We start from the raw sequence: 13734 nt of genomic DNA, 5'->3' as shown, positions 1-13734 counted from the left end.
TTAACAATACTTTTTTGCTTTTTATCACTATATTTTGTTGGGAATCAAAATAACACGTTTTTAAGCTTCTAATTTTATATATTTGGGTACCAAAATATTTTTGAAATGAAATTTTTATCAGATATCGAAATAGCTCAAAATAAAGAGTTAAAACATATAAAAAATATTGCTAAAAAATTATCTATTGAAGAAGATGATTTAGAAATGTATGGTAAATACAAAGCTAAATTGCCCTTAAATTTAATAAATGAAGAAGAAATAGCTAAAAATAATCTTGTTTTAGTTACAGCAATGACTCCTACACCTTCTGGTGAAGGTAAAACTATGGTTTCTATTGGTTTAACTGAAGGGTTGAATAAAGTTGGAAAACAAGCTACAGTTGTATTACGAGAGCCTTCTTTAGGGCCAGTTTTTGGTATTAAAGGAGGTGCTGCTGGTGGTGGATATTCTCAAGTAGTGCCGATGGAAGATATTAACTTGCATTTTACTGGTGATTTTAATGCAGTAGAAAAAGCAAATAATTTACTTTCTGCATTAATTGATAATAACTTGCAAAGTAAATGTTGTAGTTTAAATTTAGATCCAAGAACCATTTTATGGAAACGTGTAATTGATATGAATGATAGATCATTGCGTAAAATTACAATTGGTTTAGGCGGAACAGCTAACGGTATACCAAGAGAAGATGGCTTTAATATTACCCCAGCATCTGAAGTTATGGCTATACTTTGTATGGCTACAAGTTTTGAAAATTTAAAAACAAGGTTAGGAAATATATTTGTTGGGTTTACTTTTGATAAGAAACCAATTTTTGCACGTGATTTAAAAGCAGAAGATGCTATGGCAATTTTATTGAAGGATGCTATAAAACCTAATTTAGTACAAACTTTAGAAGAGAATCCTGCAATTATTCACGGAGGGCCATTTGCCAATATTGCACAAGGAACAAATACAATTATAGCAACAAAAGTTGGCTTAAGCCTGTCTAATTACGTAGTAACTGAAGCTGGTTTTGGAGCAGATTTAGGTGCTGAAAAATTTCTAAATATAAAATGTCAAGCTGCAGGGTTAAGTCCTAAAGCTGTTGTGCTTGTTGCTACAATTAAGGCTTTACGTCATCATGGAGGTGCAGCAAAAGACCAAATTAACGAACCAAATTTGGGGTTGGTTAAAAAAGGAATCTGTAATTTAGTAAAGCATATAGAGAATATTAATAAATACAATATTAAACCTGTAGTGGCAATAAATGCTTTTGTAAACGATTTGCCAGAAGAAATTGATTATGTTATAAAAAAATGTAATAAAATTGGTGTTCAGGCAGTTGTTATGGAAAGTTGGGCTAAAGGTGGAGAAGGAGCTATGTCACTAGCGAATGCAGTTGTTGATATAGTTGACGATACTACAGAAAAATTTACACCAATTTACAATTGGGATATGCCAGTTAAAGAGAAAATAGAAAAAATTGCAAAAGAAATTTATGGAGCATCTGCTGTTGATTATGATAAAAAAGCAAAACTTAATTTAAAACGTATTGAACGACTAGGATTTAACAATTTTGCAGTCTGTATGGCTAAAACACAAAAGTCTTTTACAGATAATGAGTTTTTAAGAGGTAGACCAGAGAATTTTGTAGTTACAGTTCGTGAAATTGAGATTGCTGCAGGAGCAGGATTTATAATTCCTATTTTAGGACAAATGATGCGTATGCCAGGTTTACCAGCCGCACCAGCTTCCGAAGCGATGCATATTGATAAAAACGGTGTTATTTCTGGATTGTCTTAAACTTAAATTATTATGGAAAACCATATAAATTATATTGAATTTAAAACTAAGAATATTAAAGAAATAAAAAGTTTTTATTCTAATTGTTTTGATTGGAAATTTAAAGATTACGGTCCAAATTATACCTCTTTTTCAGAAAGTGGTTTGGAGGGTGGTTTTGAGTATTCTGGAAGCGAAATTGTAAATGGAGCATTAATTGTGTTGTACCATAAAAATCTTCAAAAAGTTAAAGATAAAATAGTATCGTTTAATGGAATTATTTCAAAAGAAATATTTTCTTTTCCAGGGGGAAGAAGATTTCATTTTTTAGATCCTTCAGGGAATGAATTAGCTGTTTGGTCTGATAATTAAATTAATTGATTTTTTTGAAAAATAAAAGCTCCTCAAATTAATATTTGAGGAGCTTTTTAAATAATTTATTATAAACTATAATTAGTCTAATAAAGCATTAGTTGCTTTTACACCAACTGCACTAGCTTGTAATTTTTCTTTTTCTGCATCAGTTAATTCAACTTCAACAATTTGCTCAATACCGTTTTTACCAATAATACATGGTACACCAATTGATAAATCAGATAAACCATACTCACCATCTAATAATGCTGAACAAGGGAATATTTTTTTAGAATCTAAAGCAATAGCTTTAACCATTTCAGATACTGCAGCACCTGGAGCGTACCAAGCACTAGTTCCTAATAATTTAGTTAATGTAGCACCACCAACTTTAGTAGCTTCTACAACTTCTTGCATTCTTTCTTCAGATAAGAATTCAGAAACTTTTACACTGTTACGGGCAGCTTTTCCAATTAATGGAACCATACCTGTATCACTGTGACCTCCAATTACCATACCATCAACATCTGATGCAGGGCATTCTAAAGCTTCAGCTAATCTGAATTTGAAACGTGCGCTATCTAAAGCTCCACCCATACCAATTACTCTGTTTTTAGGTAATCCAGTTGCTTTGTGAGCTAAGTAAGCCATAGTATCCATTGGGTTAGAAACCACAATGATAATAACTTCAGGAGAATACTTAATTAAGTTTTCAGAAACTGTTTTAACGATTCCAGCGTTAATACCAATTAATTCTTCACGAGTCATTCCTGGTTTTCTTGGAATACCACTTGTAATTACTGCAACATCACTTCCTGCAGTTTTAGAGTAATCGTTTGTTGCTCCTGAGATTTGAGTGTCAAATCCGTTTAAAGAAGCACACTGCATTAAGTCCATAGCTTTACCTTCAGCAAAACCTTCTTTAATGTCAACTAACACTACTTCTGCAGCGAAATCTTTAATAGCGATGTATTCAGCACAACTTGCACCTACTGCACCAGCTCCTACTACTGTAACTTTCATATTTTATTATTTTATATTGTTGTTTTTAAGAGGTATAAAAGTACTAATTTTTAAATTAATTTATCAATACATTTTTAGCTAATTACGAAATCGATATTGCTGATTTTTATCATATTTTTTAGACCTTAAAAGAGCAATAATAGACTAAAATATTAAGTTTTAATTATCTAAAGCTGAATGCAATACCTGCTGTTGCTGTATTGTAGTTTTTAATTGAATAATCTCCAAATATTTTGAAGAAACCAATGTTTAATCTTGCTCCAATTTTTGCGCTAATTCCATCAGTGTCAAAATCCATATTAATTGGGTCGGTTACAGATTCTGTAATTGTTGTATTAGTGCCTTCAATTGTATAATCTAGCTCGTAGGTACCGTTTAATTTTAAGGTTGAAGTGCCTTTTTCGTAACCAATTCCTCCATAAAGAGTAATAACAGGGAAATCTAACGATGCAATTGCTTGAGCTGTATAAGTTGTTAATTCAAAAGTAGCTTCTTGATTGCTGCCTTGTAATCCATTAATGTCTCCTATTAGATAGGTGGCGTCCATTTTAGTAAAGCCGCCAAATACAGCAATATTTAATGGTAGTTTATCTAAAGGACCAAGATATTGCATAATGTCATGTTTAACACCTAAACCAATTAAATTACCTTCAACGTCGTCAGTTTTAATTTCAGGTAAATATCTTACTGATAAATCGGTTCCTTTAAATACACCTAAGCTTGCTTGTATCATTGGGGATGGAACTGCACTTAATGGAACATCATCCTTAATACCATCTGGCATTGTAAAACTAGCAATTTTGTAATTACCAGCTTCGGGAATTCTAATGTCAATAGTGCTATTATTTTCACCTCCCATAATGGTATTTATAGTAGAGCTTGAGCTAGATAAATATTTATAATCTGCAGAATTAAATTCAAAAGATTGAGATGAAGTAGGTACCATAGCAGCATTTGCTAAAATGGTGATGTCGAAACCAAGCTTTTTATGCGTTTTGGCGGTGTGGTACCATCCATTATTCATTCCGGATTGCATTCCTTCCATTACAGGAGTCATGTAGTTTTTCATTAGTAAGCTTGCATCATCATTTGCTAATAGTAATAATTCAAATTCTTGTGCTTTAACGGACATGCTGAATAGCAGCCCTAGTAGGAATAGGGATAATTTTCTCATTGTTTTGGGGTTTTAAATTATGTAAATATAATAAAATGTAATCAAAAAAAAGGCTGTTTCAATTGAAACAGCCTTTTAAAAATATAATAAATTTATGTTTTATGCATCAATATTTGCATACTTTGCATTTTTTTCAATAAACTCTCTACGCGGTGGAACTTCATCTCCCATAAGCATAGAGAATACTCTATCAGCTTCAGTTAAATTATCTATAGTAACTTGGCGTAATGTTCTAAACTCAGGGTTCATTGTAGTATCCCATAATTGTTCAGCGTTCATTTCCCCAAGACCTTTATAACGTTGTATGTTTACACTTCCACCTAAGTTATGAGCAATTAAATCACGTTGATCATCATTCCAAGCATACTCTCTTTTTTGGCCTTTTTTAACTAAATATAAAGGAGGAGTAGCAATAAAAATATGTCCGTTTTCAATTAATTCTTTCATATATCTAAAGAAGAAAGTAAGAATTAAAGTAGCAATGTGACTACCATCAACATCGGCATCACACATAATTACAATTTTATGATAACGAAGTTTAGATAGGTTTAAAGCTCTTGGATCTTCTTCGGTTCCAATAGATACACCTAAAGCGGTAAACATATTTTTAATCTCTTCGTTTTCAAAAACTTTATGTTGCATTGCTTTTTCAACATTTAAAATTTTACCACGTAATGGTAAAATTGCTTGAAAAGCTCTATCGCGTCCTTGTTTTGCTGTTCCACCTGCCGAATCTCCCTCAACTAAGAATATTTCACAAGCTTCTGGATCAGTTTCTGAACAGTCACTTAATTTACCAGGTAAACCACCAATGCTCATTACAGTTTTACGTTGCACCATTTCACGTGCTTTACGAGCTGCGTGACGAGCAGTTGCTGCTAAAATTACTTTTTGAACAATAGTTTTAGCATCGTTTGGATTTTCTTCTAGATAATCTTGAAGCATTTCAGAAACAGCTTGGCTTACTGCTGAAGAAACGTCTCTATTTCCTAATTTAGTTTTAGTTTGACCTTCAAATTGTGGTTCAGCAACTTTTACTGATACAATTGCAGTTAAACCTTCTCTAAAGTCATCACCAGCAATGTCAAATTTTAGCTTGTCTAACATTCCTGTAGACTCAGCATACTTTTTAAGTGTGCTAGTTAAACCTCTTCTAAAACCAGAAAGGTGAGTTCCACCTTCGTGAGTGTTAATATTGTTTACATATGAGTGTAAGTTTTCGGTATAAGATGTGTTATATACCATTGCAACTTCAACAGGAATACCATTTTTTTCACCTTCCATTGCAATAACACTTCCTGTTAATTGCTCTCGAGTTGCATCTAAATAGCTAACAAACTCAGGTAGTCCAATTTCACTAAAGAATTTTTCAACAGGATTGTTACCTTCCTCATCAGTTGTTCTTTTATCTTCTAAAGTAATGTGAAGACCTTTATTTAAGTATGAAAGTTCTCTTAAACGAGTAGCCAGCGTTTCGTAGTTATACTCTGTAGTTTGAGTAAAAATAGATTTGTCTGGAGTAAACGTAACCATTGTACCTTTTTCGGTAGTTTCACCAATAGGTTTTGCTGGGTACATTGCTTTTCCTCTCTCATATTCTTGCTCCCAAATTTTTCCATCGCTAGAGTATACGGTAGCTTTTAAGTGATCAGAAAGTGCGTTAACACAAGATACACCTACACCGTGTAAACCACCAGAAACTTTATATGAGTCTTTATCGAATTTACCTCCAGCACCAATTTTGGTCATTACAACCTCTAATGCAGAAACTCCTTCTTTTTCGTGTAATCCAACAGGAATACCACGACCATTATCTCTAACAGATATTGAATTATTTTCATTTATAATAACATTGATGGTGTCACAGTGGCCAGCCATTGCTTCATCAATAGAGTTATCTACAACTTCATATACTAAATGGTGTAAACCTCTAACACCAACATCACCAATATACATAGATGGACGCATACGTACGTGCTCCATTCCTTCCAGTGCTTGAATACTGGAAGCATCATAATTATGTTTTTTAGCTTCTTCGCTCATAAATTTTTGATTTTATGTTTTTTTCTAACACACAAATATAATAATTAGTAAAAGTAAAAGGAAGTGGTAGAAGCGAGGTAGGTTTTAAGTTATTAACAATTTATTAATTACGTAAAAGTGTCTTAAAAGGCTTAAAAATTACGTTTATTTAAAAAAGAGGGCTTTTTATTTAGAATGAAATATTTAAAATTAAGCAAAATGCATTAAAACCGATTTAATTGAGTCAATAAAATGGGCCATTTGTTGTAAAGTTGGGAAAAAAAATCTCAAAGCTTTAGTGTATAATTAATTAAATATTATTTTTGCGGATGCAACATCAGGTACTTATTTTAGATTTCGGTTCGCAATACACGCAGTTGATTGCTCGAAGAGTTAGAGAATTAAACATTTTTTGTGAAATTTTCCCTTACAATAGTAAAAGTTTTAATGTAGAAGATTACAAAGCGGTAATCCTTTCTGGAAGTCCATTTTCGGTTAGAGCAGAAGATGCTCCACAACCAGATTTATCTTCAATAAAAGGAAAACTCCCTCTGTTAGGAGTTTGTTTTGGAGCCCAATATTTAGCACACAATTTTGGTGGTGAAGTTGGTGCATCGAATACAAGAGAATATGGTAGAGCAAACCTTTCTTTTATAAAAGAAAGCGAAATCTTTTTTGAAGAAGTTTCAGAAGGAAGTCAAGTTTGGATGAGTCATAGTGATACTATTTTAGATTTACCAGAATCTTATGAATTAATTGCCAGTACGCATGATGTTAAGAATGCAGCTTTTAAAATTAAAGAAGAAGCTACATACGGAATTCAATTTCACCCAGAAGTTTACCATTCAAAAGATGGTTTAACAATTCTAAAAAACTTTTTAGTAAACATTGCTGGTTTAGAGCAAACTTGGACACCAGAGTGTTTTGTTGAAACTACTGTTGCCGAATTGAAAGAAAAAATTGGAAACGATAAAGTTGTGTTAGGTTTATCTGGAGGTGTAGATTCTACTGTAGCAGCTGTATTAATTTCAAAAGCAATTGGTAAAAACTTGTATTGCATTTTTGTAAACAACGGATTGTTACGTAAAAATGAATTTGAAAGTGTTTTAGATCAGTATAAAGATATGGGTCTAAATGTAAAAGGTGTTGATGCTTCGGCACGTTTTTTGAAAGAATTGAAAGGAGAATCGGATCCTGAAGGAAAACGTAAAATTATAGGGCGTGTTTTTATTGAAGTTTTTGATGATGAAGCTCACGAAATTCAAGATGTTAGTTGGTTAGCACAAGGAACCATTTATCCAGATGTTATAGAATCAGTTTCTGCAACAGGAGGACCTTCAGCAACAATTAAATCGCATCATAATGTTGGAGGATTGCCAGATTTTATGAAGTTGAAAATTGTAGAACCTTTAAATAAAATATTTAAAGATGAAGTAAGACGTGTTGGAAAATCTATGGGGATAGATCCAGAATTGTTAGGTCGTCATCCATTTCCTGGACCAGGTTTAGGTATTCGTATTTTAGGTGATATTACTGCCGATAAAGTTAGAATGTTACAAGAAGTAGATCATATTTTTATTCAAGGTTTAAAAGAAGATGGTTTATATAATGATGTATGGCAAGCAGGAGCAATGTTGTTACCAGTTAATTCAGTAGGTGTAATGGGAGATGAAAGAACTTACGAAAAAGCTGTAGTACTAAGAGCTGTAGAATCTACAGATGGTATGACTGCAGATTGGGTGAATTTACCTTACGAGTTTTTACAAAAAACATCGAATAAAATAATAAATAACGTTAAAGGCGTTAATAGAGTAGTGTATGATATTAGTTCTAAACCACCTGCAACTATAGAGTGGGAATAAACTAAGCTTAAAATCAATCAATTGTATATGAATAGAATTAGATTTATAATAGTAGTTTTATTAATAAGTAGTATTAGCTGTGCTCAACAAAAAAAGTACATTTCTTATACTGTTAAAAAAGGAGAAACTATAAAGGCTATTGCCAAGGATTATAATATGTCTACTAAAGATTTATTAAGATTAAATCCTGATGTTAGTAGAAAGCCACGTGCAAATACAGTTATTATTGTACCAAATAAAAATTATGGTAAAAAAGTAATTGATGTAAAACCTGTTAAGGTTGCAGAAGGTGTACATGTTGTAAAAGCAAAAGAAACTTTTTACGGTATTTCCAAACAATATGGTATTTCTATTGAAGAATTAAAAAAAGCAAACAATGGTTTGGTTGAAGGTTTAAAACCTGGTATGCATTTAACAATACCAAAACCTATTCAGATTGCTGTAGATAATTCTAAATACCAAGTACACGCCGTAGTTAAAGATGATACTATTTACAATTTAACAAAACGATATGCTGTTACAGAAGCTGAACTTCTAAAATTAAACCCAACATTAAGTGAAGGTTTAAAATTGGGAATGGTTTTAAGAATTAAACCACTTACAAATCAAGATGATGTTGAGTTAGACTCTATAAATAGTGATGTACCTAAATTGTTTGTAGAAAATATTGATGCTTCAAAAACAATAAATGTTGTTTTAATGTTACCGTATCAAATTAATAAAATGAAAGATTCTTTATCGCGTAATAGCTTTAATAGGTCAAATTCATTGGTTAATATTTCAACAGATTTTCATTTAGGAGCTCAAATGGCTATAGATTCATTAAAATCTAGGGGTGTAAATGTGCATTTAGATTATTTTGATACAGAAAATTCACCTTATAAATTACAGTCAATTGTTTCAAACAATAATTTTGATAATGTAGATGTTGTAATTGGGCCATTGTTTTATAAAAATGCACTCTGGGTAGCTAAAAATGTAAAAGCACCAGTTATTGCGCCAATGTATTCAAGCAAGCAAAATACGTTAAAACATTCTAATTTAATAAAATCGGCACCAGATAAAGACCATGTAGATGAGCATTTAATTGCTTACTTAAAGGAAAATTATAAAGGTGAAAATGTTATAGTAATTAACGATGGTAAAAAGGCTTCGCAAACAAGGCTTTGGAGAACGGTAAATGAATTTAAAAAATTCGATTCTATCCAAACAATTTCTGTAGTAAAACCATTACAACGTAAAGATAAAAAGCAAAATTTAGTTATTAATAATGCTAAACTTATTGAAAAGTTTAGTGATAAGGCTAATAACTGGATTATTTTGGTTAGTGACGAGAACGAAACTACAGCATCGGCTATTAATAGTTTAAAAACATTCGAATCTGAGAAGCATACTATTAAATTATTTGCTTTTAATAAAGGGAGAAATTTCGATAAAATTGACAATGTTTTATTGGGGAATTTAAATTTTACATATCCTTCTGTAGACTTTTTAAGTTTAGAGAATACGGCTGTAAAATCTTTTTATAATAAATACAGAAGTAAGAATTCTTCTGTACCAACAAAATATGCTTTAAAAGGATTTGATATTACATATGATGCTGTTATGAGGTTAGTATCTTTTGATAGCCTAGAAGAAGGTTTAAAAGCTGGTGAATCTAGAAGACTAACTTCTATGTTTAGATTCGATAAAAAAATATTAGGAGCTTTCGAAAACAATGGTGTGCATTTAATTCAATACAATAAAGAGTTAAGCCCTGTAGTTTTAGAATAACTTAAAGAATAGATATAAAAAAGCGCAACAATTGTTTCGCTTTTTTTATGATTGAAATTGAAAATTAGATTTTTTTCAATTGTTGTTTCATCATTTTTATTTGGTCGTTTAAAACTCCTTGTGAATCTAATTTTTTAGCCTCGTTAATTAGCGTAGTTGCTTCACGTTTACGTCTTTTAGACATTGCAATACCACCTAATTGTAACTTAGCCATAGCTTCATCATGTTTCATATTTAAACCTAAGCTTAAAGCTTTTTTAAAGAATTTTTCAGCTTGTGTTAAGTTTGTTTGAGAAACCATAATACCTTGTAAAAAGTTGTAATAACCTTCTTGCTTTTTAATTAAAGCAGAACTAGGGTTTTTAATATATGTTAACCATTTACTAGCGCCTGCAAAATTTTGTTTTCTAAGTTGAAGAAAGGCTAATAAAATAAACTCATTTTTAAAGTAAAAGAATACAAAAATACCGGCCAAAAGTATTAATGAAATACCATTCATAATATTTCCATCAACAAATTGAAATACCGACCATACTACAATTGCACCTGCTATTACTAATTTTATATATTTATTAAACATGTTTTTTAATTTTAATGAAATGCAAATTTACATTTTTTTAAAAGCTAATAATTATTTTTTGTAGTGTTTTTTAAATTTAAATAAAGCGAAAACAGCTATTACCCCAACAATTGCAATTGAATAGTATACAAAGGTTGGTGTTATTACTTTATCTCCACTAGCATAAGAGTGTAATCCAGATAAGTAAAAGTTAACCCCAAAATATGTCATTAATATAGATGCAAATGCTGCAATTGAAGCTAAATTAAATGTAAATTTACTTCTTAAACCAGGTACTAAACGTAAATGAAGTACAAAGGCATAAATCATAATACTAATTAACGCCCAAGTTTCTTTTGGATCCCAACCCCAATAACGTCCCCAACTTTCGTTTGCCCATTGACCTCCTAAAAAGTTACCAATAGTTAAAAGCGTTAAACCAACAGTTAAAGACATTTCGTTAATAATTGTTAGTTCTTTAATCATTGGACTAATTTTGGCTTTGTTTTTTGATGTTGTTAAAATCATTAGAATTAATGAAATTAAACCTAAAATCATACCTAAAGCAAATGGTCCATAACTAGCAACAATTACTGCAACGTGAATCATTAGCCAATATGAGTTAAGTACAGGTTGAAGATTGGCAATTTCTGGGTCCATCCAATTCCAATGTGCAACCATTAAAATAAAAGCAGTTAAAAATGCTGTAGCAGCAATTGTCATTGAAGATTTTCTTCCGAAGATTAGACCAAACAACATTGTTGCCCAACCAACGTATATCATTGATTCGTAGGCGTTACTCCAAGGCGCGTGCCCACTAACAATCCAACGAGCAATTAAACCTCCAGTATGCATTAAAAATAGACCAATAATAATGGTTGCGCAAATTTTAATTAATGTGTTTACAAGTTTACTATTGTTAAATATTTGAAATATTACAATTAAGAACATAAGAGTTCCAATGTACATATAGTAACTATAGAGTTTTTTAAAAATATCATACTTATTATATGCAATCTCTAAATCAATTTTATTTTCATCTGGATAAACAGCACTACCAAATTTTTGTTGAAATTTAATAATTCCATCTAATAATTCATCTGATTGTTTGTAATTGTTTGTAGATTTAGATTTTGCCAACGTTTGAATATAAATTGGCAAAATTTGCTTTACAAAAATTGAATCTCTTCCCTTGTAATTTGCTTTACTTAAATCTTGATTTGCAACCCAAGTATTGTTTGGATCATCTAAAACAGGGAAAATTCTAAGAACTTCTCCCATAATAGCAGAGTACAATAAATTAACTCTTCGGTCTACATTAATAACATCTTTTTCGAACTTACTTTTTATATTGCTTTTATGAGCTTTTTGTTGAAGTTCAGAAATTTTATACATTCCTTGAGCGTCAAAAAAGTTGGCTAAAGTAGCGTACTTATCATCGTGTTTTATTCCAATAATATCTCTTAATTTTGAATTCCCTTTTTCAATATATATTACAGGGATTTGAAACCATAAACGTGGGTTTTGTTGAATAGATAACAAAACCTGAGTTGCATTCATTTCGTTAAAAGTATCGCTTTTGCTTACTTTTCTTAATAATTCAGATGCATATGTGTGAACAGGTTTCATTCTACCACCAGCATCCTGAATAATTAATCTTGAGAATTTTTCAGAGTGTTCTTTGCTTATTTCATTACTAACAAGTGCAGAATCTATTTGTGTTTCGTTTAAACTATGGTTGTGTTTTTGCGCAAAAGAAACTCCAGACATTAGAATTGCTAGCACTAAAATAGTAGTAACTTTTTTATCTCTAATTTTCTTTAAGCTTTTTCTTAAAAAACTAAAGCGCGTTCCTTTCATAAATAAAATTAAAACTAACCCGGCGTATAATAAAAAGTAACCAATATATGTAATTAGCGTACCCCAAAAATCGTGGTTTACGCTTAAATGAGTTTCCTCATATTGTTCTGTTATTGAATAACTAGATTGAAAAAATTTGTACCCTCGATAATTTAAAATATTATTCATAAAAATTCTAAAATCAAAAGTTTCGCTAGGGTCAATAACTGTAACCTCACTTGCAAAAGACATTGGACTGTTTGAACCAGGATATTTATCCAGTTGAAAATCGTTTAATTTAATGCTAAATGGTAATTCTTTTTGAAGTGAACCGTAATTCATTCTAAAATTTAAATTTCCAACAGTAAATTGAGTTGGTGGCTGAATGGCTAAATTTGCACCTTTAAGTTTTATTTGTTTAGTTTCTTCACCTACAGTAACATCAAATTCTAATTGAGCTAATGAGGCTTGTTCTTTATCTCCAGAAGTAGTTTTATAACTTCCTTTTATTGCTTTTTTAGGTATTACAAATTGTAAACCTGCAATATTATGAACGGCTAATAAAGAAAATTCTTGAACAGAATCTTTGGCAATAGTTCCTTCAAAACTGTCTTTCATTCTAAAGAAATTTCCTGGAACAGTAGATTCAATAGTAATTTTATCTCCGCTAGTTCTTAAATCAATTGTATTTTTATTTTTAGAGTCAAAACCAACTAAAACACCATGTACAAGTTGCGATGTTCCTCTTTCGAGGTAATGGTTATGTCTTCCGCCACCACCAGACTCTACAAATAATAAATACTCTTTACCGGTTTCACTTTCTTCGAAAGATTCTACAGCGTTCGGAATATAGTTTGTAAGCTCTACAGAAATTGGTGTTTCTCTAAATTTTGAAGAATATTTAAAGTTATTGTCGCTAATTGCAGAAAGTAAAATTGGTTTATGAAAAGGTGTTTTTTGTTCGTTACCATCGTTAACTACTATACTTATGTAGTTTTCGTGAGATAAAAACTTATTGGTTACCTGACCTTCTTTTATAGGCATTGTACCTTCAAAACTTACATACCTTGTAATACCAGCACCAATAATTATTAATAAAAAAGCAAGGTGAAAGGCAAGTACTACTAACTTCTCTTTTCTTAAAAGTTTGTATTTAAATATGTTTCCAAAAAAGTTAATAGCAAACATAACCATAATAAGTTCGAACCACCAAGCATTGTATACTAAGGCTTTTGCAGTTTCAGTTCCATGGTCGTTTTCAATAAATGTTGCTACACCCATTGCAGCAGCAAATACAATAAATAAAACAGCCATTAAACGAGTTGAATATAATTGAGCTAATATTTTGTTCATTTCTATAGAATATT

Annotated in this window: 9 protein-coding genes; 4 read left to right on the top strand and 5 right to left on the bottom strand. The window is 31.1% G+C overall.

Features of this window, described 5'->3' with window-relative positions:
• The first annotated feature begins 105 nt into the window (after positions 1 to 105).
• Together BLU40_RS10660 and BLU40_RS10655 are read left to right on the top strand one after the other, a co-directional pair.
• Complete coding sequence (locus BLU40_RS10660; protein ID WP_090123232.1) at positions 106 to 1782, top strand: formate--tetrahydrofolate ligase; 1677 nt, start codon at positions 106 to 108, stop codon at positions 1780 to 1782.
• Positions 1783 to 1794: 12 nt separating this feature from the next.
• Entirely contained in the window at positions 1795 to 2133 is a 339-nt protein-coding gene (locus tag BLU40_RS10655; RefSeq protein WP_090123230.1) for a VOC family protein, read from the top strand.
• An 81-nt stretch (positions 2134 to 2214) separates the two neighbouring features.
• On the opposite strand, the gene BLU40_RS10650 is transcribed toward BLU40_RS10655, so the two are convergent.
• The 3 genes from BLU40_RS10650 to gyrB form a co-directional block, all read right to left on the bottom strand.
• Positions 2215 to 3138, bottom strand: coding sequence for a malate dehydrogenase (locus tag BLU40_RS10650; RefSeq protein WP_090123228.1), 924 nt, complete (start codon positions 3136 to 3138; stop codon positions 2215 to 2217).
• A 163-nt stretch (positions 3139 to 3301) separates the two neighbouring features.
• Positions 3302 to 4312, bottom strand: coding sequence for a DUF6588 family protein (locus BLU40_RS10645; protein WP_139170944.1), 1011 nt, complete (start codon positions 4310 to 4312; stop codon positions 3302 to 3304).
• Between the two features lie 99 nt (positions 4313 to 4411).
• Positions 4412 to 6355 carry a DNA topoisomerase (ATP-hydrolyzing) subunit B gene (gyrB, locus tag BLU40_RS10640; RefSeq protein ID WP_090123223.1) on the bottom strand — a complete coding sequence of 648 codons (1944 nt, stop codon included), beginning with the start codon at positions 6353 to 6355 and terminating at the stop codon, positions 4412 to 4414.
• Between the two features lie 308 nt (positions 6356 to 6663).
• On the opposite strand from gyrB, the gene guaA reads away from it, so the two are divergent.
• A complete protein-coding gene (gene guaA, locus BLU40_RS10635) occupies positions 6664 to 8196 on the top strand; it encodes a glutamine-hydrolyzing GMP synthase (RefSeq protein ID WP_090123221.1) in 1533 nt (510 codons plus the stop codon).
• 27 nt (positions 8197 to 8223) lie between these two features.
• Positions 8224 to 9969 carry a PBP1 and LysM peptidoglycan-binding domain-containing protein gene (locus tag BLU40_RS10630; RefSeq protein ID WP_090123218.1) on the top strand — a complete coding sequence of 582 codons (1746 nt, stop codon included), beginning with the start codon at positions 8224 to 8226 and terminating at the stop codon, positions 9967 to 9969.
• Between the two features lie 64 nt (positions 9970 to 10033).
• Here the strand turns inward: BLU40_RS10630 and BLU40_RS10625 are convergent, their stop codons facing one another.
• Together BLU40_RS10625 and ccsA are read right to left on the bottom strand one after the other, a co-directional pair.
• A complete protein-coding gene (locus tag BLU40_RS10625; protein ID WP_090123216.1) occupies positions 10034 to 10549 on the bottom strand; it encodes a hypothetical protein in 516 nt (171 codons plus the stop codon).
• Between the two features lie 51 nt (positions 10550 to 10600).
• The gene (gene ccsA / locus BLU40_RS10620) at positions 10601 to 13720 is read right to left on the bottom strand and encodes a cytochrome c biogenesis protein CcsA (RefSeq protein WP_090123215.1); all 3120 of its coding nucleotides are present in this window, start codon (positions 13718 to 13720) and stop codon (positions 10601 to 10603) included.
• Positions 13721 to 13734 lie beyond the last annotated feature (14 nt).

The sequence above is a fragment of the Lutibacter oricola genome, assembly GCF_900106565.1.
GTDB lineage: Bacteria > Bacteroidota > Bacteroidia > Flavobacteriales > Flavobacteriaceae > Lutibacter > Lutibacter oricola.
The sequence above is the reverse complement of the archived record's forward strand: the minus strand, read 5'-3'. Positions and strand labels throughout refer to the sequence as shown.

Coding starts and splice junctions, on each gene's coding strand:
- ccsA (WP_090123215.1), bottom strand. CDS start 13,720: ATGAACAAAATATTAGCTCAATTATATTCAACTCGTTTAATGGCTGTT.
- gyrB (WP_090123223.1), bottom strand. CDS start 6,355: ATGAGCGAAGAAGCTAAAAAACATAATTATGATGCTTCCAGTATTCAA.
- BLU40_RS10650 (WP_090123228.1), bottom strand. CDS start 3,138: ATGAAAGTTACAGTAGTAGGAGCTGGTGCAGTAGGTGCAAGTTGTGCT.
- BLU40_RS10655 (WP_090123230.1), top strand. CDS start 1,795: ATGGAAAACCATATAAATTATATTGAATTTAAAACTAAGAATATTAAA.
- BLU40_RS10645 (WP_139170944.1), bottom strand. CDS start 4,312: ATGAGAAAATTATCCCTATTCCTACTAGGGCTGCTATTCAGCATGTCC.
- guaA (WP_090123221.1), top strand. CDS start 6,664: ATGCAACATCAGGTACTTATTTTAGATTTCGGTTCGCAATACACGCAG.
- BLU40_RS10625 (WP_090123216.1), bottom strand. CDS start 10,549: ATGTTTAATAAATATATAAAATTAGTAATAGCAGGTGCAATTGTAGTA.
- BLU40_RS10630 (WP_090123218.1), top strand. CDS start 8,224: ATGAATAGAATTAGATTTATAATAGTAGTTTTATTAATAAGTAGTATT.
- BLU40_RS10660 (WP_090123232.1), top strand. CDS start 106: ATGAAATTTTTATCAGATATCGAAATAGCTCAAAATAAAGAGTTAAAA.